Origin of the sequence: Azospirillum griseum (genome assembly GCF_003966125.1) — a bacterium.
GTDB classification, from domain to species: domain Bacteria; phylum Pseudomonadota; class Alphaproteobacteria; order Azospirillales; family Azospirillaceae; genus Azospirillum; species Azospirillum griseum.
On sequence record NZ_RXMA01000009.1, the window covers coordinates 168,157 to 189,686 of the forward strand.

General features: G+C 66.9%; 20 protein-coding genes. 6 read left to right on the forward strand and 14 right to left on the reverse strand.

Annotated elements, in window-relative coordinates; all coding sequences use genetic code 11:
• Position 1: 1 nt before the first annotated feature.
• Positions 2-1,105 carry a hypothetical protein gene (locus EJ903_RS11985; RefSeq protein ID WP_126615444.1) on the reverse strand — a complete coding sequence of 368 codons (1,104 nt, stop codon included), beginning with the start codon at positions 1,103-1,105 and terminating at the stop codon, positions 2-4.
• A 266-nt stretch (positions 1,106-1,371) separates the two neighbouring features.
• Between EJ903_RS11985 and EJ903_RS11990 the strand changes: the two genes are divergently transcribed.
• Positions 1,372-1,602, forward strand: a complete 231-nt coding sequence (locus EJ903_RS11990) for a hypothetical protein (protein WP_126615446.1) — start codon at positions 1,372-1,374, stop codon at positions 1,600-1,602.
• A gap of 79 nt (positions 1,603-1,681) precedes the next feature.
• Entirely contained in the window at positions 1,682-2,845 is a 1,164-nt protein-coding gene (locus EJ903_RS11995; RefSeq protein WP_126615523.1) for an aminotransferase, read from the forward strand.
• Between the two features lie 57 nt (positions 2,846-2,902).
• Here the strand turns inward: EJ903_RS11995 and EJ903_RS12000 are convergent, their stop codons facing one another.
• The 8 genes from EJ903_RS12000 to EJ903_RS12035 all read right to left on the reverse strand — a co-directional run bounded on the left by EJ903_RS12000 (position 2,903) and on the right by EJ903_RS12035 (position 9,581).
• Positions 2,903-3,247 carry a HesB/IscA family protein gene (locus EJ903_RS12000; protein WP_126615448.1) on the reverse strand — a complete coding sequence of 115 codons (345 nt, stop codon included), beginning with the start codon at positions 3,245-3,247 and terminating at the stop codon, positions 2,903-2,905.
• Positions 3,248-3,301: 54 nt separating this feature from the next.
• Entirely contained in the window at positions 3,302-3,682 is a 381-nt protein-coding gene (locus tag EJ903_RS12005) for a DUF59 domain-containing protein (RefSeq protein ID WP_126615450.1), read from the reverse strand.
• 13 nt (positions 3,683-3,695) lie between these two features.
• The gene (gene sufU, locus EJ903_RS12010) at positions 3,696-4,169 is read right to left on the reverse strand and encodes a Fe-S cluster assembly sulfur transfer protein SufU (RefSeq protein ID WP_126615452.1); all 474 of its coding nucleotides are present in this window, start codon (positions 4,167-4,169) and stop codon (positions 3,696-3,698) included.
• The gene (locus tag EJ903_RS12015) at positions 4,166-5,434 is read right to left on the reverse strand and encodes a cysteine desulfurase (protein WP_126615454.1); all 1,269 of its coding nucleotides are present in this window, start codon (positions 5,432-5,434) and stop codon (positions 4,166-4,168) included. The genes sufU and EJ903_RS12015 overlap by 4 nt, the downstream gene beginning before the upstream one ends.
• The gene (gene sufD / locus EJ903_RS12020) at positions 5,434-6,768 is read right to left on the reverse strand and encodes a Fe-S cluster assembly protein SufD (protein ID WP_126615456.1); all 1,335 of its coding nucleotides are present in this window, start codon (positions 6,766-6,768) and stop codon (positions 5,434-5,436) included. The genes EJ903_RS12015 and sufD overlap by 1 nt, the downstream gene beginning before the upstream one ends.
• Positions 6,768-7,520, reverse strand: a complete 753-nt coding sequence (sufC, locus tag EJ903_RS12025; protein ID WP_126615458.1) for a Fe-S cluster assembly ATPase SufC — start codon at positions 7,518-7,520, stop codon at positions 6,768-6,770. Before sufC ends, sufD begins: the two co-directional genes overlap by 1 nt.
• Before the next feature lie 81 nt (positions 7,521-7,601).
• Positions 7,602-9,086, reverse strand: a complete 1,485-nt coding sequence (sufB, locus tag EJ903_RS12030) for a Fe-S cluster assembly protein SufB (protein WP_126615460.1) — start codon at positions 9,084-9,086, stop codon at positions 7,602-7,604.
• Between the two features lie 18 nt (positions 9,087-9,104).
• Complete coding sequence (locus tag EJ903_RS12035) at positions 9,105-9,581, reverse strand: SUF system Fe-S cluster assembly regulator (protein ID WP_126615462.1); 477 nt, start codon at positions 9,579-9,581, stop codon at positions 9,105-9,107.
• Positions 9,582-9,991: 410 nt separating this feature from the next.
• On the opposite strand from EJ903_RS12035, the gene EJ903_RS27340 reads away from it, so the two are divergent.
• The gene (locus EJ903_RS27340; RefSeq protein WP_210211433.1) at positions 9,992-11,182 is read left to right on the forward strand and encodes a hypothetical protein; all 1,191 of its coding nucleotides are present in this window, start codon (positions 9,992-9,994) and stop codon (positions 11,180-11,182) included.
• Here EJ903_RS27340 and EJ903_RS12045 read toward each other — a convergent pair.
• Positions 11,166-12,581, reverse strand: coding sequence for an aminotransferase-like domain-containing protein (locus EJ903_RS12045; RefSeq protein ID WP_126615464.1), 1,416 nt, complete (start codon positions 12,579-12,581; stop codon positions 11,166-11,168). The genes EJ903_RS27340 and EJ903_RS12045 overlap by 17 nt on opposite strands.
• Positions 12,582-12,730: 149 nt before the next feature.
• On the opposite strand from EJ903_RS12045, the gene EJ903_RS12050 reads away from it, so the two are divergent.
• Positions 12,731-13,591 carry a DMT family transporter gene (locus tag EJ903_RS12050; protein ID WP_126615466.1) on the forward strand — a complete coding sequence of 287 codons (861 nt, stop codon included), beginning with the start codon at positions 12,731-12,733 and terminating at the stop codon, positions 13,589-13,591.
• 28 nt (positions 13,592-13,619) lie between these two features.
• Here the strand turns inward: EJ903_RS12050 and EJ903_RS12055 are convergent, their stop codons facing one another.
• Together EJ903_RS12055 and EJ903_RS12060 are read right to left on the reverse strand one after the other, a co-directional pair.
• Positions 13,620-14,273: a response regulator transcription factor gene (locus tag EJ903_RS12055; RefSeq protein WP_126615468.1), complete on the reverse strand. Its 654-nt coding sequence runs from the start codon at positions 14,271-14,273 to the stop codon at positions 13,620-13,622.
• A 132-nt stretch (positions 14,274-14,405) separates the two neighbouring features.
• Complete coding sequence (locus EJ903_RS12060; protein WP_126615470.1) at positions 14,406-15,269, reverse strand: SIS domain-containing protein; 864 nt, start codon at positions 15,267-15,269, stop codon at positions 14,406-14,408.
• Positions 15,270-15,450: 181 nt separating this feature from the next.
• Between EJ903_RS12060 and edd the strand changes: the two genes are divergently transcribed.
• Positions 15,451-17,286, forward strand: coding sequence for a phosphogluconate dehydratase (edd, locus tag EJ903_RS12065; protein ID WP_126615472.1), 1,836 nt, complete (start codon positions 15,451-15,453; stop codon positions 17,284-17,286).
• A gap of 69 nt (positions 17,287-17,355) precedes the next feature.
• Here the strand turns inward: edd and EJ903_RS26990 are convergent, their stop codons facing one another.
• Entirely contained in the window at positions 17,356-19,416 is a 2,061-nt protein-coding gene (locus EJ903_RS26990; RefSeq protein ID WP_158627926.1) for a patatin-like phospholipase domain-containing protein, read from the reverse strand.
• Positions 19,417-19,586: 170 nt separating this feature from the next.
• Complete coding sequence (locus EJ903_RS12075) at positions 19,587-20,018, reverse strand: RbsD/FucU family protein (protein ID WP_126615474.1); 432 nt, start codon at positions 20,016-20,018, stop codon at positions 19,587-19,589.
• Between the two features lie 217 nt (positions 20,019-20,235).
• Here EJ903_RS12075 and EJ903_RS12080 point away from each other — a divergent pair, with 217 nt between their 5' ends.
• Positions 20,236-21,516, forward strand: coding sequence for an ROK family transcriptional regulator (locus EJ903_RS12080; RefSeq protein ID WP_126615476.1), 1,281 nt, complete (start codon positions 20,236-20,238; stop codon positions 21,514-21,516).
• Positions 21,517-21,530 lie beyond the last annotated feature (14 nt).

The following is a 21,530-nucleotide window of genomic DNA, read 5'->3' on the forward strand; positions in this document are numbered from 1 at the left end:
GCTAGGCCGCCCTTCCCTTGATCGTTTCAATCCGCATCACCAGATCGACGTCCAACTGCCCGCTGCGCCAATCGACATAGGCGCGAACCGAGCGCCGGTTGTTCGACTGCAGCTTTTCCGCCGCCAGGGCCAGATCGGCGCGCGCCTCATCCCGTGGCAACAACGGGATGACGCGGAAGATCTCGTTCACCGCCATGTCCTGCTCGTGACGGCTGCGGGTCATGGCGTCGGACCACAGAACAATCAGATATTCCCACCCATCCAGCAACCACGACAAACGTGTGGTCGCCTTGCGCACGACACCCCGTTTCACATCCCATTGCCGCAGCAGGATTTCAAAGGACGCGACCGATTGGTCGAGTTGGGTCATCACGTTGCGGGCGTGGTTGACGGTGTGTTCCGCCACCTCGGCACAAAAACCGCCAATGGGGGCGGCTTCGGACACGTTGTCGGTCGCCCATTCGGTCATGCTGTCGCGAAACCCGTTGAGGTCGCGCATCAGACGGCGCAAGCGGGCCGGTTTGGGCGAGGTGGACAGGCCGATCGATTCCATGTAACCCGCCAATTCGGCGATGCGGGCGTAGAGTTCAGGCGGATCCATGCCCAGCTTGCTCGCCGCCTTGGACATCAGGTCGCGCGTCAACTTCTGCCCTTCGGCGGAGGCCAGACCGGCGCGCAGAATGTCGGTGGATTCCAGACCAGCGGATTTCAGGGCCTCGACAATCAACTGGTAGTTGATGAGAAGCCGTTGCTCCTCGTCGTCTCCCAAGGCGGCTTCGGCGGCTTCCACGGCGTGGGGACCAGCCAGCCCGCAACGGGCGGCGGACAGCACGGCCTTGCGGATGTCATCGGGCGAGCAGCCTTCCCCCTTGGCGATCAGATCGTGCAGCATCCGGTCGTGTGCGGTCATTGGAAAGGCCAGCGGCAGCGACTTCCACGGGACCACATAGATGCCGCGCCCTTCCGACAGGTTGGGGATCAGGACCTCCAACTGTTCGCGACTGTCCTTGCGCACACGGGTTTGTGCCAGAACAGGGGTGGTGAAGGCCACGGCGGCACCGCGTTCTTCGAAGGTGGACGGCGCGAAATTCGTGAGCGAACGCATGGGATCCCGGCCGTGCCTGCGAAAGAGAATGCAATGAGTAGGGCGAAGCTAACCTGAATTTAGCGTTAAATCCAATCTACATGGCAACCCAAATCGCGGCGCTGCAACACGGGAATCCCGTGCCCCAACCGCGCGGCCTCTTTTCCGTCCACCAATCCTCCCCATATGCGGGGCAGTGTTGACGGCGTGAGGCGTTGGGGATTGTGACGGACGACAGGCCATCTTATGGTGCGGGGCTTTCCTGGACCCGGTTGCGGCAGGGGACGATGATTGCCCTGGGGAGCGTGCTCCTTCTGGCGGGCGTGTTGATCGCGCCCTTGCCTGGACCGGGTGGGTTGCCGGTGATGCTGATCGGCGGCGTGCTGGTGCTGCGCCATTCGGCGGTGGCCCGGAAATTCTACGTGCGGATGACCCGGCGATACCCCCGGATTTTGGGACCGATCGAACGGTTGCGCGCCCGCTTCCGTGCCCGCCGCCAGAAGCGGTCGGGCGCATGATGGGTTGACCAAGGCAGCGCTGGACATCCGCCCGCCGCTGCCCCCATCTTTGCCGCTCCATTGCGGTTTGGAGGCATCGGTGAAGGCGGGCAACGCAATCCTGTCGGGCTACGGGACGACGATTTTCGAAGTGATGTCCCGGTTGGCGGACGAGCATGGCGCGATCAATCTTGGTCAGGGCTTCCCGGACGAACGCGGCCCCGCCGATGTGTTGGACGTGGCGGCCAACGCCCTGCTGACCGGCTGGAACCAATACCCGTCGATGATGGGAACCCCCGATCTGCGCCAGGCGCTCGCCAACCACGCCAAGCGGTTTTACGACCTGGAGGTGGATTGGAAGACCGAGACGATGGTCACGTCCGGCGCGACCGAGGCGTTGACCGCCTGCTTGCTGGGCCTCATCAACCCCGGCGACGAGGTGGTGCTGTTCCAGCCCATGTATGACAGCTATCTGCCGATTGTCCGGCTGGCGGGCGGGGTGCCGCGCTTTGTCTCGCTGAAGGCCCCGGATTGGAGCTTCACCCGCGCCGATCTGGAGGCGGCCTTTTCGCCGCGCACCAAGCTGGTGCTGATCAACGACCCGTTGAACCCGGCGGCCAAGGTGTTTTCGCGGCCCGAGTTGGAACTGATCGCCGAGTTCGTCCAGCGTTTCGACACGCTGGCGGTGTGCGACGAGGTCTATGAGCATCTGGTGTTCGATGGCCGCCGCCACATTCCACTGATGACGCTGCCGGGAATGCGCGACCGCTGCCTGAAGATCGGTTCGGCGGGCAAGACCTTTTCGCTGACCGGCTGGAAGGTCGGCTATGTCACGGCGGCCCCGCATCTGTTGCAGCCGGTGGCCAAGGCCCACCAGTTCCTGACCTTCACCACCCCGCCCAATCTGCAAACGGCGGTGGCCTTTGGTCTGAACAAGGACGACGCTTATTTCGCCGATCTGGCGGGCGGGCTTCAGGCCAAACGGGACCGGCTGGCGGCGGGGCTGACGGCGGTCGGGTTCGAGGTGCAGCCGTCGGCCGGGACCTATTTCGTGGTGGCCGACATCGGGCGCTTTGGCTTCGACGGCGACGATCAGGCGTTCTGCCGCTGGCTGACGGCGGAGGCTGGCGTCACGGCGATCCCGGTCAGCGCCTTTTTCGTGGAAAACGCGCCGACAACCTGCGTGCGCTTCTGCTTTTCCAAGAAGAACGAGATCCTGGACACGGCGATTGAACGGCTGTCCAAGCGGTTTGGCACGGTTTGAGCGGGTGGAGTCTGGGCCGGGTGTGCCGCAAGCGCGGCAACCCCGCCCAGCCCCAACTCAAACGTGAAAGCTTTCGCCGCAGCCGCAGCGACCCTTCTCGTTGGGGTTCTTGAAGACGAAGCCGGTCTGGAACTTGTCGTCCACGTAATCCATCTCGCTGCCGATCAGGAACATCACGGCGGCGGGATCGATCATGATGGTGACGCCCTTGTCCTCCACCACCTCGTCGAACTTCAGGCGTTCCTTGGCGTATTGGACGTCATAGCTGAGGCCGGAGCAGCCGCGCGCCTTGACCCCGATGCGCAGGCCGATGACGTCGCCGGTTGCCTTGGACATCAGCGCCTTCACGCGCTCGGCGGCGCTGTCGGTGATGGTGATCGCCTTGGGAAGCGGGCGGGCCATGGCGGTGTCTCCCCCTGATGAAACGAAACGCACAACAGTGACGTGGGTGGTGGCTCAGAACATGTCCAGTTGCAGGCGCGCGACCTCGGACATCATCCCCTGGTGCCAGGGCGGTTCCCACACCAGTTCGATCTTGGCCTCGTTCACATCCTCGACGCCCTTGACTGCCTGGCGGACCTGTTCGGGCAGTTCGCCCGCCACCGGGCACATCGGGCTGGTCAGCGTCATGTCGATTTCGACGTTGCGGTCGCCGTCCATCTCGACGCGGTAGATGAGGCCGAGTTCCCAGATGTCCACCGGGATTTCCGGGTCGTAGCAGGTCTTGATCGCGGCCACGACCTGATCCATCAGCGCCTCGCGCGGGTCGTCGCCGCGCGTGTCCAGTTGGGTTTCGCCGGTGGTTTCGAGCTGGCGGGGCAGGGTGTCGTCGGGCATGTCACTCACCGTCTCAAAACTGGTCGCTGGAGGCGGAATCCTGACCGTGCAGGGCCGCGTTCATGGCGTGCCACGCGAGCGTGGCGCATTTGACCCGCACCGGGAACTGACGGACGCCGGACATGACCATCAGCTTTTCCCGGCTGTCCTCGTCCACCGGGCCGTGGTCGCCCTGCTCGTCGTCGTCCTTGGTGCACAGATCGTGGAAGGTGGCGAACAGGGTTTCGGCCTCCGCCGCCGTCTTGCCGCGCACCAGCTCCGTCATCATCGACGCGCTGGCAGTGGAGATGGCGCAGCCGCGCCCCTGGAAGGCCACATCCTCGATCACGCCGTCTTTCAGGGTCAGATAGACCATGAAACGGTCGCCGCACATCGGGTTCTCGCCCTTGGCCTGACGGTTGGAGTCATCGGGATGGCGGAAGTTGCGGGGATTCTTGCCGTGGTCCAGGATGACTTCCTGATACAGCTCGCGCAGATCGTCCATCATGCTCCGAAGAACTCCTTGACCGCGAGGAGCGATTCGACGAGCGCGTCGGCCTCCGCACGGGTGTTGTACAGGCCGAAGGAGGCGCGCACCGTCGGGCCGACCTCGAAACGCTCGGCCAGCGGTTCGGCGCAATGACGACCGACCCGCACCGCCACGCCATACTGATCGACGATGGTCCCGACATCGTGCGGGTGCACGCCGTCCAGCGCGAAGGAGATGATCGGCCCCTTGCCCGGCGCGGTGCCGATGATGCGCAGGCCCGACACTTGCGAAAGCTGCTGCGTGGCGTATTGCAGCAGATCATGTTCGTGCGCGGCGATGGCCTCGCGCCCCAGCGATTCGATGTAGTCGATGGCGGCCCCCAGCCCGATCACCTCGGTGATCGGCGGGGTTCCCGCCTCGAACCGCGAGGGCGGCGGCTTGAAGGTGGTTCCGGCAAAGCTGACGGATTCGATCATGTCGCCGCCGCCCTGGTAGGGCGGCATGCGCTTGAGCAGATCATACTTGCCGTACAGCACGCCCAACCCGGTCGGGCCATAGAGCTTGTGGGCGGTGAAGACGTAGAAATCGGCGTCGATGTCCTGCACGTCCACCGGGCCGTGAACCACCGCCTGGCTGCCGTCGAACAGCACCGGCACGCCGCGTTCGTGCGCCAGCGCCGCGATGGTCTTGGCCGGGGTGACGGTGCCGAGCACGTTGGAGCAGTGGGTGATCGCCACCAGCTTGGTGCGGTCGGACAGCAGATCCCGATAGGCGTCGAGGTCGAGCACGCCGTCGTCGTCGCAGGGCACGACCTTGATGACGATCTTCTTTTCCGCCTGAAGGAGCTGCCACGGAACGATGTTCGCGTGATGCTCCATGATCGACAGGATCACCTCGTCGCCTTCGTTCAGGAAGGTCCGGCCATAGCTGGCCGCCACAAGGTTGATCGCCTCGGTCGAGCTGCGGGTGAAGACGACGCAACGGTCGCTGGGGGCGTTGATGAAGCGCGCCACCTTGATCCGCACCGCCTCGAACTGGTCGGTCGCGGTTTGCGACAGGAAATGCACGCCGCGATGAATGTTGGAGTAATCCTCCTCCAGAAAGCGGGTCATCGCCTGGATGACCTGACGCGGCTTCTGGGCGGAGGCCCCGCTGTCGAGATAGACCAGCGGCTTTCCGGGCTTTCCCTTCCTGGCGTGGACGCTGCGGGAGAGGATCGGGAAATCCTCACGGACCCGCAGAACGTCAAACGCTGGGGACAGGATGGCGTCGGCGTCGGGCATCAGCGTTGCTCCTCCAGCCACCCGGCGACATAATCCTGGAAGGCGTCGCGGATCGGGGCTTCAGCGATTTCGTCCAGCACATCGGCCAGGAACGCGCCGATCAGCAGGCCGCGCGCCGTCTCCTTGTCGATGCCACGGGCGCGCAGATAGAACAGCGCATTGTCGTCCAGCTCGCCCGCCGTGCAACCGTGGCTGCACTTCACATCGTCGGCGAAGATTTGCAGCTCCGGCTTGGCGTCGATCTCGGCGTTGTCGGACAGCAGCAGGGCGCGGTTCAACTGGTGGCCGTCGGTCTTCTGGGCTTGCGGTCGGACGATGATCTTGCCCTGGAAGGCGGCGCGCGCGTGGTCGTCGATCACGCCCTTGTAGACCTCGCGGCTGGTCCCGTTCGGCTGGGCGTGGTCGATGACGGTGGAGATGTCGGCGTGCTGGTGGCCGCGCACCATGTAGCCGCCGCTGACATGGGTGCGGGCGTCGCGCCCGTCCAGCGCGCTGACCACCTCGTTGCGCGACAGCCGCGCGCCGAGGGTCAGGATGAAGTTGTCGTAAACGCCGCCCGTCGCCACGCTGGCCGCGATGTGCGACAGGTGGAAGCTGGCGTCGTTCTCGCGCTGGACCTTGCAATGGTGCAGGGTGGCCCCTTCGCCGATGGTGATTTCGGCGACGTGGTTGGACAGCACCGCCGCCCCGCCCTGGCTGATGTGGTGTTCGACCAGCACGGCGCGCGCGCCGGTTTCCAGCAGGATCAGGGCGCGCGGGTGGCTGGACGCGGTGACGCCCTCCCGCCCGACGGTGACGTAGACCAGCTCGATCGGCTCGGCGACCGCAACCCCGGCCCCGACGCGCAGCACCACGCCGTCGGTCAGGTCAGCGCTGTTCAGCGCCACCAGCGGACGGTCGTCGGCGCTGGCCAGACGGCCCAGATGGGCGGCGACGAGATCGCCGTGATCGCGGCAGGCGCTGGCGAAATCGGTCAGCAACACCCCGGTGGGCAGGCCCTGAAGGGTCGACAGATCGGCGCGGAACCGGCCATCGACGAAGACCAGACGCGGACCGGCCCCGGCGCTGCGGACGGTCGGCAGGCGATCCACCGGGGTGGCGGCGCTGTCCCCGGCCGGGGCGATGCTCTGCTTGGCCAGTTCGCGCAGGTTGGTGTAGCGCCAGGCCTCGTTCTTCACCGTCGGCAGGCCGACCGCCGCGAAGCGGGCGCGGCCACGGGCGCGCAGATCGGCGACCACCGGCAGAATAGCGGCGTCCCGGCCCTCCAGCGGGGCGAGGAAGGCGGGGGCGGTGGTCGGATCGGCCCCGCGTGTGGAGTAGAGGGAGGTCGTCATCAGGCCGCCTCGTCCACGCCGAAATCACGGTAGCCGTTCTTTTCCAGCTCCAGCGCCAGATCCTTGCCGCCGGACTTCACGACACGGCCCGCCGCCAGCACATGGACGTAATCGGGCACGATGTAGTCCAACAGGCGCTGGTAGTGGGTGATGACCAGCATGGAGCGCTCCGGCGACCGCAGGGCGTTGACGCCCTCGGCCACGATCTTCAGCGCGTCGATGTCCAGGCCGCTGTCGGTTTCGTCGAGGATGGCGAATTTCGGTTCCAGAACCGCCATTTGCAGCGTCTCGTTCCGCTTCTTCTCTCCACCGGAAAAGCCGACATTGACCGCGCGCTTCAGCATCTCGTCCGACATGCCCAGCGCCTTGGTCTTTTCGCGCAGCAGCTTCAGGAACTGCATCGCGTCCAGTTCCTTTTCGCCGCGATGCTTGCGGGTGGCGTTGATCGCGGTCTTCAGGAAGGTGGTGTTGGCTACGCCGGGGATTTCCACCGGGTATTGAAAGGCCAGGAACACGCCCTCGGCGGCGCGCTCCTCCGGCTCCATCGCCAGCAGATCCTTGCCGTAATAGGTGACGGAGCCGTCCGTCACCTCATACCCGTCGCGCCCGGCCAGCACATAGGACAGGGTGCTTTTGCCGGCCCCGTTCGGCCCCATGATGGCGTGAACCTCACCGGGGCGGATCGTGAGATCGACGCCCTTCAGGATGTCCTTGCCATCGACCTTGGCGTGCAGGTTCTTGATTTCGATCATGGTGTGCTCTGTCCTTGTTCTCACGCCGCCGCCACGCTTGCCGGGGTGCGACCGCCTTGCCTCTTTTGGGGGACGCCCCGTTTACCCGACGCTGCCTTCCAGGCTGATGCCAACCAGCTTTTGCGCTTCCACCGCGAATTCCATGGGGAGTTCCTTCAGGACCTCCTTGCAGAAGCCGTTGACGATCAGCGACACCGCGTCCTCTTCGGAAATGCCGCGCTGGCGGCAGTAGAAAAGCTGGTCGTCGCTGATCTTAGCCGTCGTCGCCTCATGCTCGATGCGGGCGGAGCGGTTGCGGCTTTCGATGTAGGGCACGGTGTGCGCCCCGCATTGGTCGCCGATCAGCAGGCTGTCGCACTGGGTGTGGTTGCGAGCACCCTCGGCCTTGGGCAGGATCTTGACCAGACCGCGATAGGTCTGCTGCGCCTTGCCCGCCGAAATGCCCTTCGACACGATGGTGCTGCGGGTGTTCTTGCCGATGTGGATCATCTTGGTGCCGGTGTCGGCCTGCTGGCGGTTGTTGGTGATGGCGACCGAGTAGAATTCGCCCACCGAATTGTCGCCCTGCAGGATGCAGCTCGGGTATTTCCAGGTGATCGCCGACCCGGTTTCCACCTGGGTCCAGGAGATCTTGGAGTTCTTGCCCCGGCAGGCTCCGCGCTTGGTCACGAAATTGTAGATGCCGCCGACCCCCTCGGCGTTGCCGGGATACCAGTTCTGCACGGTCGAGTATTTGATCGTCGCGTTGTCCAGCGCCACCAGCTCGACAACGGCGGCGTGCAGCTGGTTCTCGTCGCGCTGCGGGGCGGTGCAGCCTTCCAGATAGCTGACGTAGGATCCCTCGTCGGCGATGATGAGGGTGCGTTCAAACTGGCCGGTGTTGGCCTGGTTGATGCGGAAATAGGTCGACAGCTCCATCGGGCAGCGCACGCCCTTGGGGATGTAGACGAAGCTGCCGTCGGTGAAGACCGCGCAATTCAGCGTCGCGTAATAATTGTCGGTGTAGGGAACGACCGATCCCAGATACTTCTTCACCAGATCGGGATGCTTCTGCACCGCCTCGGAAATGGCGCAGAAGATGATTCCCATCTCCTCCAGCTTGGCCTTGAAGGTGGTGGCGACCGACACGCTGTCGAACACTGCGTCCACCGCGATGGCCGGGCTTTTGTTTTCCGATCCTTCGACGCCCGCCAGGATTTCCTGTTCGCGCAGGGGGATGCCGAGCTTGGCGTAGGTCGCCAGCAATTCGGGATCGACCTCGTCCAGCGACTTCGGGCGGACCTTCTGCTTGGGCGCGGCGTAGTAATGCGCGTCCTGGTAATCGATGGGCGGGAACTGCACGGCGGCCCATTCCGGCTCTTCCATCGTCAGCCAGACGCGGTAGGCGCGCAAACGCCATTCCAGCAGCCATTCCGGTTCGTTTTTCTTGGCGGAAATGAAGCGGACGATGTCTTCGTTCAGCCCCTTGGGCGCAACGTCGGATTCGATGTCGGTCGTGAAGCCGTACTTATACTTCTGCTCCGTAACGGCGCGGACCTGATCGATGGTTTCCGGTTGGGCGGCCATGGCGTGCCTCGTCCTTCTTCAAGAAAGCGTTTCAAGCGCCGGTTGCGGGGCGGGGGCCGCAACGGACGGGGTGGCGGGGGGCGGGAACAGAACCGGGACCATCATGTCGGCCAACGTCACCTGTTCCAGCGCGCCACGGATGGCGGAATTAACCTTTTCCCAGCCGCCGCGCATCGGGCAGAGCCGTTCAACCCCGCATTGGCTGTCGGCCCCGTCCACGCAGGCGGTCAGCGCGATCGGGCCATCCAGCGCGGTGATGATCTCCGCGATGGAGATTGCGTTGGCCGGGCGGCTCAGGGCATAACCACCCGTCGCGCCGCGCTGCGACAGCGTCAACCCGGCGGGGGTCAGCGCCTTCATCAGCTTGGCCACCGTGGGGGCGGGCACGCCGGTGCGATCGGCCAGATGGGCGACGGTGTGAACCGCGCCGACATGGCGGGCCATCTCGCTCAACACGACGATGGCGTAATCGGTCAGCTTGCTCAGCCGGATCATGGCGGCGGGACCCTGGTTGCAGAACGCGGTGGTTGCGACGGCGGTGTCTGTCCGTGCCCTGTGTCGTGATGCCCCGGCGGGGTGATCGGATACAGGACAAAAACAGTCCGAATAAGGCGGGGAGTCGGTCGGATTGTCAAGGAAAACCACGGCCCGTAATCTCCTCCGGCTCCGCTTGGTTATACAAACCAGCCATGCACGCGCCGTCAGTGTCGAAAACATCGGGCAGCGCCCAGGCGCGGCAAGGGCTGCGACCGGATGCCGCACCACGGCCCGCACATGGCGGGCGCACGCAAAGGTTCAGCGTTGTTGGTGATCTCTTAAACTTTTCCGTCCATGATCGGGGTGCTTTTGATCGGGGGGCGGGCATGGGCGGCGTCTTCAGCGTTCTCTCGGATGCGCAAAGCGGCATGTTCCGCATGCAGCAGGCCAAAAAACCCTGGGAAAAGGACATCGTCGCGAAAGACGCGCTGGGCCAATTGGCCGACAAGGCGGCTCAGGCCGCGCGTTCGTTTCAACTGACGCCCAAGCAGCAGCGCGACCACGCCACCGCCCAGTCCTCGTTGGAGGAGGCGCGACGCATCGGCGGGCCAAAGGCGGCGGCTGAACAGAAGCTGGAGCAGGTCGAACGCAAGATCGAAGATTTGAAGCGTATGATGCGGGTCATGCGCGGGGACCCGGCCAAGCTGGCCCAATTGGCGCGGGAGGCCGCGACCCTGGCGCGGGAGGCCGGGCGGGCGGCCAAGGAATACGCCAGCGGGGTGGCGGAGGCGGCCAAGATGGGCGTTTCGGGCGTTGGCGTGACGGTTGGCTCCACGGAGATCACGCGGACGACCACCGTCACCTCCCTGACCTTTCAGCAAACCACCCTGACCCTGTCGCTGCGGGTCGGCACCGGGGGTGGCGAAACCACCGCGCCGGACGTTGCCAACCCGTCCCAACCGGCCCCCATCGTCTCCCCTACAGTACCGGCGAGCGAAGCGCGGTCTGCTGCCACGCTATCCGGTGGCGCTGCGACCTCTTCCGATGCCACAGCGACGGCGGGTGAGGGCGAGGATGATGGGTTGCCGCCGGAGCTGTCTCGTCTGGTCCATGGCATGCTGTCCGGCCTGTCCGGGCGTGATGGGCTGATTCCCAGCGGCCAGCGGGCCGGTGCGCACGCGGCGATGCAAAGCCTGATGACCGACAACGCGCAGAAAATGTCCCGCTTCAAGGAGGCCGACGGTTTTGGCCGCCGGGTGGAGGCGGTGGTGCGCGTGGCCAAGCGGGCCTTGACCGAGGCCAGGATGGCCAACGAGCTTGAGGAGTCCGACCGCGCGCGCAAGGAGCGCAAGGAGGGCTTCAAGCAGGACGAAAAAATGATCGACGGCGCGCAGAAGGAGGTCAACGCGCTGCGTCAGGCCGCGTTCGGCAGCCGGGTGGATGCGTTGTCCCTGCTGGCCGAAGGAACCGGGACCGCCGCCGATGGAGCAGCCACCGATTCCGAAGATGGGTTGGGCGGGGCGGTCGCTGGGGCGGACACCAGCACCGGAGCGGACGCCGCAACGGCGATCCCGACGGACACGGGCGCGTCCAGCGCAGCGGTCAATCTGCTGGCGTGAGCGTCTCCGGCGGCGCGCGCAGCAGGCGGGCCAGCACCTCGTACACGCGCGGGTCGGTCATGTGGGCGGCGTTGAAGCGCATGAAGCCGCCCGCCGTCTGCGCCACGCTGAACACGTTGCCGGGGGCGAAGATCACCGAATCCCGCAAGGCCGCGCGGGCCAGCGCCGCCGCGTCCCGGCCGTCCGGCAGACGGCACCACAGGTAAAAGCCGCCACGCGGGGCCAGCCAGGGTTGGACGCCCAAACTGTCCAACCGGTCGAGCGCCGCGCGGCGGGCGCGGCTCAGGCGGCGGATCAGCCCGTCGAGATGCTTGCGGTGGCCGCCGTCGCTCAGGGCGGTGGCGATGAGGTCGGTCGCCAGCGGGCTGGGGCCGCCGAAATTGGTGGCGATTTGCAGATCGGTCAGCGCCTCGATCCAATCGCGCCGCGCGACGATGGACCCGCAACGGAACGAGGCCGACAGCGTCTTGGAAAAGCTGCCGACGCGGATCACCCGCTCCAACCCGTCCAGCACCGTCAGCCGGGGCGAGGGCGTCGGCTCGTAATCACGGAAAATGTCGTCCTCGACGATGACCACATCGTGGGCCGCCGCCAGGGTCAGCACCCGATGGGCGGTTTGCGGCGACAGCGTCGCCCCGGTCGGGTTGTGCAGGGCCGAGTTGGTCAGGTAGACGCGGGGACGATGGTCGGCCAACGCCTGGGCGAACAGGACCGGGTCGGGGCCGTCCGATGTCATCGGCACGCTGACGATGCGGATCTGGTGGGCGCGCAACAGCGCCTGGAAATTGAAGTAGCAAGGATCATCCACCAGCGCCACGTCGCCGGGGCGCAGCAGGAAACGGCCGATCAGGTCCAGCGCCTGCGTGCCCGATCCGGTCAGCAACACCTGATCCGGGCCAACGGGCAACCCATCCTGCGCGCATTGGCGGGCGAGCAGCGCGCGCAGCGCGGGCGACCCTTGCGGGCTGGCGTAGTCGGTCAGGGTCGAATCGTCGGCGTGGGGCAGGCGGCGCAGCGCCCGGCGGATGGCGGCCTGCGGCATCCAATCGGCGGGCAGCCAGCCGCAACCCGGCTTCAGCATGTCCGGCCCGGCCTCCAGCGATTGGCGCGACACCCAAAAGGGATCGATCGCGCGGTCCAGGCGCGGCCCGACCTGCGCCACCGCCAGCGGCGGCAGGCTGCCGGACACGTAGAAGCCCGATCCCGGACGGGCGCGGATCACGCCGTCGGCGGCAAGCCGGTCATAGGCCTCGACCACGGTGGAGGGCGACACCCCCATGGTTTCGGCAAAGCGCCGGATCGAGGGCAGCTTGTCCCCCGGCAGCAGGGCGCGGCTGGTCATTTTCCGGCGGATCGCCGCCATCACCGCGCCGGTGCGGGTGTCCGCCGTGTCGCTCATCGCCCCATCGCTCCCCGCATTCGTGTCAACCGTATGGACATCCGAACCCACACAGTTCGGCGTAATTGTATGGCTCTGTCCCTGGTTGCGCCAGCGGCAAACGCGCTAGCGTCCTCCTCCGATCACGGGGATTCTGACGAGAGGGTGCGATGCAGGCGCGGATGGATGGGTGGTGGAGCGGGTTGTTTGGTGTGGTCATTTTCAGCGGCTCGCTGCCCGCGACGCGGGTGGCGGTGGGTGGGTTCTCGCCGCTGTTTCTCACCTCCGCCCGCGCGGTGATCGCCGCCTTGATCGGGGCCGCGCTGTTGGCGCTGTTGCGGCAAAGCCGCCCGCAGCGCGGCGACCTCCTGTCGCTCGCCGTGGTGGCGCTGGGCGTTGTCGTCGGCTTTCCGTTGCTGACCGCGCTGGCGTTGCAGCATGTGACGTCGGCCCATTCGGTGGTGTTCATCGGCCTGCTGCCGCTCGCCACCGCCCTGTTCGGGGTGCTGCGCGGCGGCGAGCGGCCCAAGCCGGTGTTCTGGGCCTTCTCGTTGCTGGGCAGCCTGTCGGTGGCCGGTTTCGCCCTCAGCCAATCCGGCGGCGGAACGCTGGCGGGCGACGGCCTGATGCTGCTGGCGATCACCGTCTGTGGCCTGGGCTATGCCGAAGGGGCGGCGCTGTCGCGGCGATTGGGCGGCTGGCAGGTGATTTCCTGGGCGCTGGCGCTGGCCTTTCCGCTGATGGCGGCGCTGGCGCTGGCGACGATGCCCGCCGGGTGGGGGGCGGTGGACGGGGCGGCCTGGGCCGGGTTGGCCTATGTCTCCGTCTTCAGCATGATGATCGGCTTCGTCTTCTGGTATCGCGGCCTGGCGCTGGGCGGCATCGCGCGGGTCGGACAATTGCAGTTGCTCCAACCCTTTTTCGGGCTGGCGCTGGCCGGGCTGCTGCTGGGCGAGCCGGTGGCCTGGAGCATGATCGCCGTCACCGCCCTGGTGGTGCTGTGCGTGGCCGGGGCCAAGCGTTTCGCCTGAAGGGGGCGGCACATCCGGGCGGGGCGGGTCAGCGTTTGTCGGCCAACACCCGGTTGGCGATGACCACCGCCTGGGTGCGGCTGTAGACCTTCAGTTTTTGCAGGATCGCCGAAACATGGGCCTTCACCGTGGTTTCGGTGATGCCAAGGTCGAAGGCGATTTCCTTGTTCAGCTTGCCGGTTCCCACCAGTTCCAGCACGCGCAGTTGCTGGGCGGTCAGGGTGGCGATGCGGCGGGCGATGTCGGCGGTTTCCGCGTCCTCGGCGGCCTCCTGCGCCTGTTCGCTCTCGCTGAAGGGGGGCAGATAGATGTCGCCGTTCAACACCTGCCGCAGGGCGGCGGCGATGACGTCGCGCGGGGTGGATTTGGGAATGAAGCCCACCGCCCCGCTGTCGATCGCCTCGCGCACCAGCCGCCGTTCCTCATGCGCGGAGACCATCACGACGGGGGTGGCGGGGAAGCGCTGGCGCAGCGCGCGCAGCCCGTTCAAGCCGTTCATCCCCGGCATGGTGACGTCGAGCAGGACAAGATCGACGTCACCGTCCAGCCGGTCCAGCGCCGCCATCACCCCGTCCAGGCTGTCGGCCTCCTCCACCGTGCTGGCCTGGCAGGAATAGAGCACGGCGTTGCGCAGGGCGTCGCGCACCATGGGATGGTCGTCGGCGATCAGGATCCGGGTCATGGCCACCGTTGGGGTCGGCGTTGGGGGTGGGCAACCGTTTGGGTTTGCGGATTGTTGCGTCGGCGGATTTGTCGCACGGACCGGCGGGCGCGTCCAGTGCGACACGGGCGCGCGTGCTGATGGCCGTTGCTCTCAACCGGTGGGCGGGGTGCGGCTGGCGTTGATGGTGGCCTTCACCTTGGCCAGATGTTCGCGCGCCGGGTCGCCCAGACGCAGCGCCACACCGGTGGACAGCACATCGATCAGCGTCAAATGGACCAGCCGCGAGGCCATCGGCGTGTACATCTCCGTGTCCTCCACCGGTAGGCTGGCGATGGTGACGCTGGCCAGCCGGGACAAGGGCGACTCCGGCGCGGTGATGGCGACCACCGGCACGCCCTGCGCCCGCGCGGCGGCGGCCAGATCGTTGACGGCCCCGCTGCGCCCGGTGTTGGACAGCGCCAACAACAGCCCGTCGGCCCCGAGATTGAGCAGCAGCATCCGCGCCAGGATCGGGTCGGAGCAGGGTTGAGCGTTCGCGCCAAAGCGCAGCAGCTTGTGGGCGGCGTCCTGCGCCAGCGCCCCGGACGCGCCGATGCCGACGCACAGGATGCGCGACGCGTCGGCCAGCCGGGCGATGGCGTCGTTCAGCGCAACCTCGTCCAGCCCGGCGGCGGCGGCGGTCAGGGCGGCGGCGCTTGATGAAAAAATTTTTCGTGCGAGTGTGCCGACGCTGTCGTCGGGGGCCACGTCCTGGCTGACATAGGGGGTGCCGCCGCGCGCCTGGCATTCGGCCAGCCGCAGTTTGAAATCTGGGAACCCGGCGCAACCGACGCTGCGGCAGAAACGGACCACCGTGGCCTCGCTGACCGCCGCGCTGTGGGCCAGCGCCGTGACGTTCTGTTCCAGCACGCCGCGCGGGTTTTGCAGCACCAGATCGGCGACCTGCGCCTCCGACCGTTTCAGATCGGGGCGCAGGCGGCGGATGTCTTCCAGGATGTTGATCGGGTGCGGCATGGCGGGGCGGGAGTGTCCGGCGGAAAGGAGGGGGCAGTATGGCGATGCTTTTCACCAAAGGCGAGCCGCGTCGCCGGATGGGCGCTATTCATGAAAATTTTTTTCTTAACAGCGGCGCGGAGTCGGCGTATGGTTGGCCCTGGAAACCATCCCCACCCCCTTCAGCGCGCGAGCCGACCGCATGAGCCAGCCCCTGAACGCCCTTGTTGCCCGCGTCACCGAGCGGATCGCCGAGCGCAGCCGCGACAGCCGCAGCGCCTATCTGGCGCGTCTGGAGGCGGCCACCGCCACGCCGCGCCGCCAGAAGCTGGGCTGCGCCAACCTCGCCCACGCCTTCGCCGCCTGCCCGGCGGGCGACAAGGAGGGGCTGCGCGGCGCGTCCAAGCCCGCCATCGGCATCGTCACCGCCTTCAACGACATGCTGTCGGCTCATCAGCCCTACGAAGCCTACCCGGCGGCGATCAAGGAGGTGGTGCGGCAGGCGGGCGGCGTGGCCCAGGTGGCGGGCGGCGTTCCGGCCATGTGCGACGGCGTGACCCAGGGCTATGAGGGGATGGAACTGTCGCTGTTCAGCCGCGACGTGATCGCGCTGGCCACCGGTGTCGCCCTGTCGCACGCCACCTTTGACGGCGCGCTGTGCCTGGGGATTTGCGACAAGATCGTGCCCGGCCTGATGATCGGCGCGCTGTCCTTCGGCCATCTGCCCACCATCTTCGTCCCCGCCGGGCCGATGCCGTCGGGCCTGTCCAACGCCGACAAGGCCAAGGCCCGCCAGCTCTACGCGCAGGGCAAGGTCGGGCGCGAGGAGCTGTTGGAAGCCGAATCGCAATCCTACCACTCGCCCGGCACCTGCACCTTCTACGGGACCGCCAACACCAACCAGATGCTGATGGAGATCATGGGGCTGCATCTGCCCGGTGCCAGCTTCGTCAACCCCAACACCCCGCTGCGCACGGCCCTGACCGACGCCGCCGCCCGCCGGGTGGTGGCGATGACCCAGCCGGGCGGCGGCACGCCGATCGGGCGCATCGTCGATGAACGCGCCGTGGTCAACGGCATCATCGGCCTGTTGGCGACCGGCGGATCGACCAACCACACCCTGCACATCCCCGCCATCGCGGCGGCGGCGGGCATTCACCTGACGTGGGAGGATTTCTCCGACCTGTCGGCGGCGGTTCCGCTGCTGGCGCGGGTCTATCCCAACGGGTCGGCGGACGTGAACCGTTTCCACGCGGCGGGCGGCATGCCCTTTGTCATCGGTCAATTGCTCGACGCCGGGCTGCTGCACGCTGACGTCGCCACCGTCTGGGGCGAGGGCGGGCTGGAACCCTACCGCGCCATGCCGGAACTGGACGGGGACGGCGCGCTGTCCTGGCGTCCGTCGCCCACCGACCAGAGCGGCGACCCCAGCGTCGTCGCCACCGTCGCCACCCCCTTCGCGGCGGAAGGCGGGTTGCGGGTGCTGGCGGGCAATCTCGGGCGCGGCGTCATCAAGGTGTCGGCGGTCAAGCCGGAGCACCGGATCGTCGAGGCCCCCGCCCGCGTGTTCGACAGCCAGGAGGGCGTCCAGGCGGCCTTCCGCGCCGGGGAACTGGATCGCGACGTGATCGTCGTCGTGCGTTACCAGGGGCCGGCGGCGAACGGCATGCCGGAGTTGCACAAGCTGACTCCGCCGCTGGGCGTGTTGCAGGACAAGGGCTTCAAGGTGGCGCTGGTCACGGATGGGCGGATGTCCGGCGCGTCGGGCAAGGTCCCGGCCGCCATCCATGTGACGCCGGAGGTCAAGAACGGCGGGCCGCTGGGCAAGCTGCGCGACGGCGACCTCGTGCGCCTGGACGCCGAGGCCGGGACGCTCGACGCGCTGGTCGATGCGGCGGAGTGGGACAGCCGGGGCGCGCCGCCGCCCGCCAGCGTGGACTCCAGCCACGGTTGCGGGCGGGAGTTGTTCGGCCTGTTCCGCAACGCGGTCAGCGGGGCGGAATCCGGGGCCTCCGTCTTCAGCCTGCTGGGGCGGTGATCGGGCTGGTTCTGTGACGTTGCGGGCCGGGCGGTGTCCTGCGGAGCCGCCCGGCGTCCACGTCGTGCGTTACAGTGGCAGGCTGTCGGCGATGGCGTCGCCCAGCGTGACGTAGCTTTCCAATTGGAACTCGTCAAAAAACTGGTCGGCGGTGCTCTGGTTGGGGAAGGGCGGGTTGGCGGTGGCGTAGCCATAGACGTCGGTCGGCAGGCCGTCGATCAGCGTCAGCTTGAGGAAGAAGATGCGCCCCTCGCCGCCGTCGGCGTAGGTGACGGTCCCCTCGATCCACCCGCGTTCGGCCACCGATAGGTTGGGGAAATCCACGCAAGGACGAGCGGGCCGCAATTCGGCCAGCGTGCCGCGTGAGCCGCCGGGAAAGCGGATCTCCGCCCCGAAATCGGCACGGACCTTTTCGATCATCGCGCTGAGGTCGGAGAATTTGTAATCGGGGTCGGCCGCCGCATCGACGGCGACGATGGTGCGCACCCGCCGCCGGATCAGCTCATAAACGCCGGTGTTGTCGAAATGCCCGCCGTCGCTGAGCATGTGGAACCAGGCGGAGCGGTGGAACCCGCCGCCGGTCAAGGCGCGAAAGCCGGGAACCAGATAATTGCCGTTGCGCACCGGCTTGTCGGGGTTGCTGACCCAATAGCCCAGTTGCAGGCCGAACAGCGACAGCAGGAACGACACCGCGCCGTTGCGCAGGATGCTGGGCTGCGCCCCCGGCCCGACATGGGCGTTCACCGCCGCGCCGGAAATCGCCACGGCGGTGGCCAGCGTCAGGCCGTCGCGCCCGTTGCGCCCCATGATGGCGCTGGTCGGGTGCCAACCGGTGGTGCTCGACCCCGAATGGATCGGCGTCAGCACATAATTGTCGCCGCCGCGCCCGCGCACCTGGGTGTTGGGCGAATCGATCAGGATGACGTTGGTGTTCAGCAGATGGAACGGGCGCTGGACGAAACGGGTCAGCATGGCCCCGTTGGCCTCCGTCGCGGCGGTCCATTCCTGGGCGGCGATGGCGTCCTTGTTGGGCAGGAAGGCTTCCATCAACCGGTCGCGGTACATGCGGTGCAGCGACATCATGTTGAGGTCGGCGACCGCGCCGACGCCCCCGGCGACCAGCAGCAGAAGCACCGCCCCGCCGAAGGACAGCTTCAGCGAGACGTCATAGGCGACCAGCAGCACGCCCAGAACCGCCAGCGCGGCGGCCACCGGGGCCAGCAGCGCGATGAGGGGGGAGGGCGGGGCGTTCGCCGCCTCCCCGGATTTGGACGATTCGCTGGCCTTGGCGATCAGGGAGGCCAATCCGCTGAGCGCCACCGACAGGCCGCCCAGGCCCGCCCCGGCGAAATCCTCGCTGATGTAATCGGCCAGCATCACATCGACGGCGGCGCGCAGATGGGGCAGCAGCCCCAGCACGACCAGCCCGGCGGCCCCGCCCAGCGCCGCCCCGCCCCAGCGCTGCCAGCCCAACCGCCAATGGTAGCGGCGCTTGGCGACGGTGTCGGCGGTGATGCCGGTGGCCAGCGCGTAGACAAAGGCGGCGATGGCGAAGAACACCGCGATGGCGAGCGCGCCCCAAAGCGCGCCGGTCAGACCCTTGCCCCCGGGCAGGCGGTCCATGACCCGTTCCAGCGCGAACAGGCCGACGGTCAGCAGGCCACCATAAACCAACAGATTGACCAGCACGGTGCGCAGCACCACCGCCGCCAGCGCGGTGATGGTCAGGCGGCGACCGGGATCCAGGTAATGCCCGTGCGAGCGCAGGCGGGCGAGGTAGCCGCCCAATTGGTCGAGCTTGCCCAGCCCGATCAGCCAGGTCAGCGCCGACCCGGCGTAGCCCCCGCCCGACACGGTGGACAGGTAATCGAATGCCCCGAGTCGGCCCCGCCGGTGCAGCGCCTTGATGACCCCGATGCTGAAGGAGGCGGAGCGGATGCCGCCCCCCGACAGGGCCAAACCGACCAGCGGCGCGTCGGCGTCCGCCGGGGCGCGGCCCTGCCGGATCACCTCCTGCTCGTCGCGGAAGGTGGCCGAGCCGAGAAACGAATCCGACCCGCCGGTTGCCTGCCCGTCGGTCGCCTGTCGGTCGGTTGCCTGTCGGTCGGTTGGTTGTGGGTGAGTCGCCATCCTGCATCCCCCTGCGCCCCGGTGTCGCGGCGGTCCGGGTGTGCCGATCATCAAATTGAATGATGATGGGGATATGCTACCGATGAAATCGACCGTTGCAAGAAACAGGCGCAAAAATCCATTTGCGCCTGTTGTTCTTCGCGTTGGTATGCGGGCTGATAAGGGTTGCGTCAGTCTGGCCGGACGACGCCCTTGCGCAGGATGATGTTGCCGTACAACCGCCGTTCGCCCGACGCGACCATCGCGTGCGCGGTCTTGACGCGGGCGTAGAACTCATCGCCGTGCAGTGGGACCAGCGTCACCGTCGGTTCGTGGCGGGCGACGGCGGCGGCCAGATCGGTCATCACCGGTTCGATCCGGTCGGGTTGGCCCTTGATGCCGGGGCGGAACGCGCTGTGTTCGACGAAATCGTCCAGCGGCATCACCGACAGGATGGCGTCGACGATGGACGGGGCGTCGATTCCGTCCATGCGGATCAGGCGCTTGGCATCGGTTTCCGCCGGGTAGTTCGAGTCGACGATGGCGATCTCGTCTCCATGCCCCATGGCGCGCAGGACCTTCAGCAGATCCGGGCCGAGCAAAGGGTTTATCCCTTTCAGCATGTTGTCATCTCCCTGGGTGGGTGTAATTTGTTGGCTACCCCCTGCATCAGCAACCTTTGAGTCGCTTCACAGGCATCTCGGGCAATGAGTGGCACGTTAGCGCGCCCGAACGCTCAGTTCCATAAAATTAAATCACCGTGAATTAGTTATTGACCGCCGATGGTTCGTGTGGGAGATTGTGTTCAAGACGTTCACCCGGTCATAAAGACCGCAACGGATGGACGGTTGGGAGGATGCCGGGGTGTCTTACGTCTCTTACACGAACAGCGCGACGGGAAGCGTGCTCAGCACTGGGACCGGCAACGGCCAGGGCAGCAACTCCGTCAATCTGCGCCTGTTCAACGAGCGTGTGATCCTCAACGCCCTGCGCCGCATGGGCCAGGCGTCAAAGGCGGATCTCTCCCGGTCGGTCAATCTGACCAGCAACACCGCCGGTGTGATCGTCAAGGAATTGGAAGAGCGTGGGCTGATCCGCAGCGAGGGCAAGCGGTCCGGTGCCCGTGGGCAACCGGCGACGCTGTTGTCGCTGAACCCGGAGGGGGCCTACTCCATCGGGGTGAAGGTTGGTCGCCGTTCGGTCGACACGCTGCTGGTCGATTTCCGTGGGCATGTCGTGGAGCGCCGCCATCACGAGCGCGATTTCCCGATGCCGGAGGAATCGCTGGCGCTGGCGCTGGGCGACATCGCCGAAATGCGCGCCATGCTGCCCGCCGGGGCGCGGGATCGGATGGCCGGGATCGGCGTGGCCGCCCCCTACAACATGGGAAGCTGGCGGCGCGAACTCGACATCCGGGTCGAGGATTACAAGGTGTGGAACGACGTGGACATCGCCGCCCAGTTGGGCGAGGCGACCGGTCTGCCGGTGTTCCGGGAAAATGACGGAACCGCCGCCGCCGTCGCCGAGATGTTTCGCGGCTGTGGGCGCGAGTTGCAAAGCTTCGTCTACCTCTTCATCGGGTCGGCCATCGGCGGCGGTCTGGTGATGAACGGGGAGTATTATCGCGGCGTCACCGGCAACGCGGGCGACATCGGCCTGATGCCGGTGGGGGCCTCGCGGCTGGCCACGGCACCGGCCCCGACGCACAGCTGCGACATCCTGCTGACCCGCGCCTCGATCAACTCGCTGATCCGCCATCTGCGCGGCAACGGCGTGGACATCACCATGCGCAGCGAACTGGAGCGCGCCATCCCGCAGCATCCGACCCTGGTCGGGGAGTGGCTGGACGACGCCGCCGAGGCGCTGGTCATGCCGCTGCTGTCGGCCTCCTGCCTGCTGGACGTCGAGGCCATCGTCATCGACGGCGATCTGCCGATGGACATCCGGCGCGATCTGGAATCCCGTTTGAACCGCAACCTGGACGAAGCGGTGCCGGAGGCCCGACGACCGCCGCCGCTCCGGCTTGGCCAGGTCGGGCGGCAAGCGGCGGCGTTGGGGGCGGCAATCCTGCCCCTTCATCTGAATTACAGCCCAAGCCGGGAGATCCTGGTCAACCAATAGACCGGCGTCCAACC

Bases quoted from the DNA above. Each gene is read 5' to 3' on its own strand.
- EJ903_RS11985 (WP_126615444.1), bottom strand. From the start codon at position 1,105: ATGCGTTCGCTCACGAATTTCGCGCCGTCCACCTTCGAAGAACGCGGT.
- EJ903_RS11990 (WP_126615446.1), top strand. From the start codon at position 1,372: ATGATTGCCCTGGGGAGCGTGCTCCTTCTGGCGGGCGTGTTGATCGCG.
- EJ903_RS12000 (WP_126615448.1), bottom strand. From the start codon at position 3,247: ATGGCCCGCCCGCTTCCCAAGGCGATCACCATCACCGACAGCGCCGCC.
- EJ903_RS12005 (WP_126615450.1), bottom strand. From the start codon at position 3,682: ATGCCCGACGACACCCTGCCCCGCCAGCTCGAAACCACCGGCGAAACC.
- sufU (WP_126615452.1), bottom strand. From the start codon at position 4,169: ATGATGGACGATCTGCGCGAGCTGTATCAGGAAGTCATCCTGGACCAC.
- EJ903_RS12015 (WP_126615454.1), bottom strand. From the start codon at position 5,434: ATGCCCGACGCCGACGCCATCCTGTCCCCAGCGTTTGACGTTCTGCGG.
- sufD (WP_126615456.1), bottom strand. From the start codon at position 6,768: ATGACGACCTCCCTCTACTCCACACGCGGGGCCGATCCGACCACCGCC.
- sufC (WP_126615458.1), bottom strand. From the start codon at position 7,520: ATGATCGAAATCAAGAACCTGCACGCCAAGGTCGATGGCAAGGACATC.
- sufB (WP_126615460.1), bottom strand. From the start codon at position 9,086: ATGGCCGCCCAACCGGAAACCATCGATCAGGTCCGCGCCGTTACGGAG.
- EJ903_RS12035 (WP_126615462.1), bottom strand. From the start codon at position 9,581: ATGATCCGGCTGAGCAAGCTGACCGATTACGCCATCGTCGTGTTGAGC.
- EJ903_RS27340 (WP_210211433.1), top strand. From the start codon at position 9,992: ATGTTCCGCATGCAGCAGGCCAAAAAACCCTGGGAAAAGGACATCGTC.
- EJ903_RS12045 (WP_126615464.1), bottom strand. From the start codon at position 12,581: ATGAGCGACACGGCGGACACCCGCACCGGCGCGGTGATGGCGGCGATC.
- EJ903_RS12050 (WP_126615466.1), top strand. From the start codon at position 12,731: ATGCAGGCGCGGATGGATGGGTGGTGGAGCGGGTTGTTTGGTGTGGTC.
- EJ903_RS12055 (WP_126615468.1), bottom strand. From the start codon at position 14,273: ATGACCCGGATCCTGATCGCCGACGACCATCCCATGGTGCGCGACGCC.
- EJ903_RS12060 (WP_126615470.1), bottom strand. From the start codon at position 15,269: ATGCCGCACCCGATCAACATCCTGGAAGACATCCGCCGCCTGCGCCCC.
- edd (WP_126615472.1), top strand. From the start codon at position 15,451: ATGAGCCAGCCCCTGAACGCCCTTGTTGCCCGCGTCACCGAGCGGATC.
- EJ903_RS26990 (WP_158627926.1), bottom strand. From the start codon at position 19,416: ATGGCGACTCACCCACAACCAACCGACCGACAGGCAACCGACCGACAG.
- EJ903_RS12075 (WP_126615474.1), bottom strand. From the start codon at position 20,018: ATGCTGAAAGGGATAAACCCTTTGCTCGGCCCGGATCTGCTGAAGGTC.
- EJ903_RS12080 (WP_126615476.1), top strand. From the start codon at position 20,236: ATGGACGGTTGGGAGGATGCCGGGGTGTCTTACGTCTCTTACACGAAC.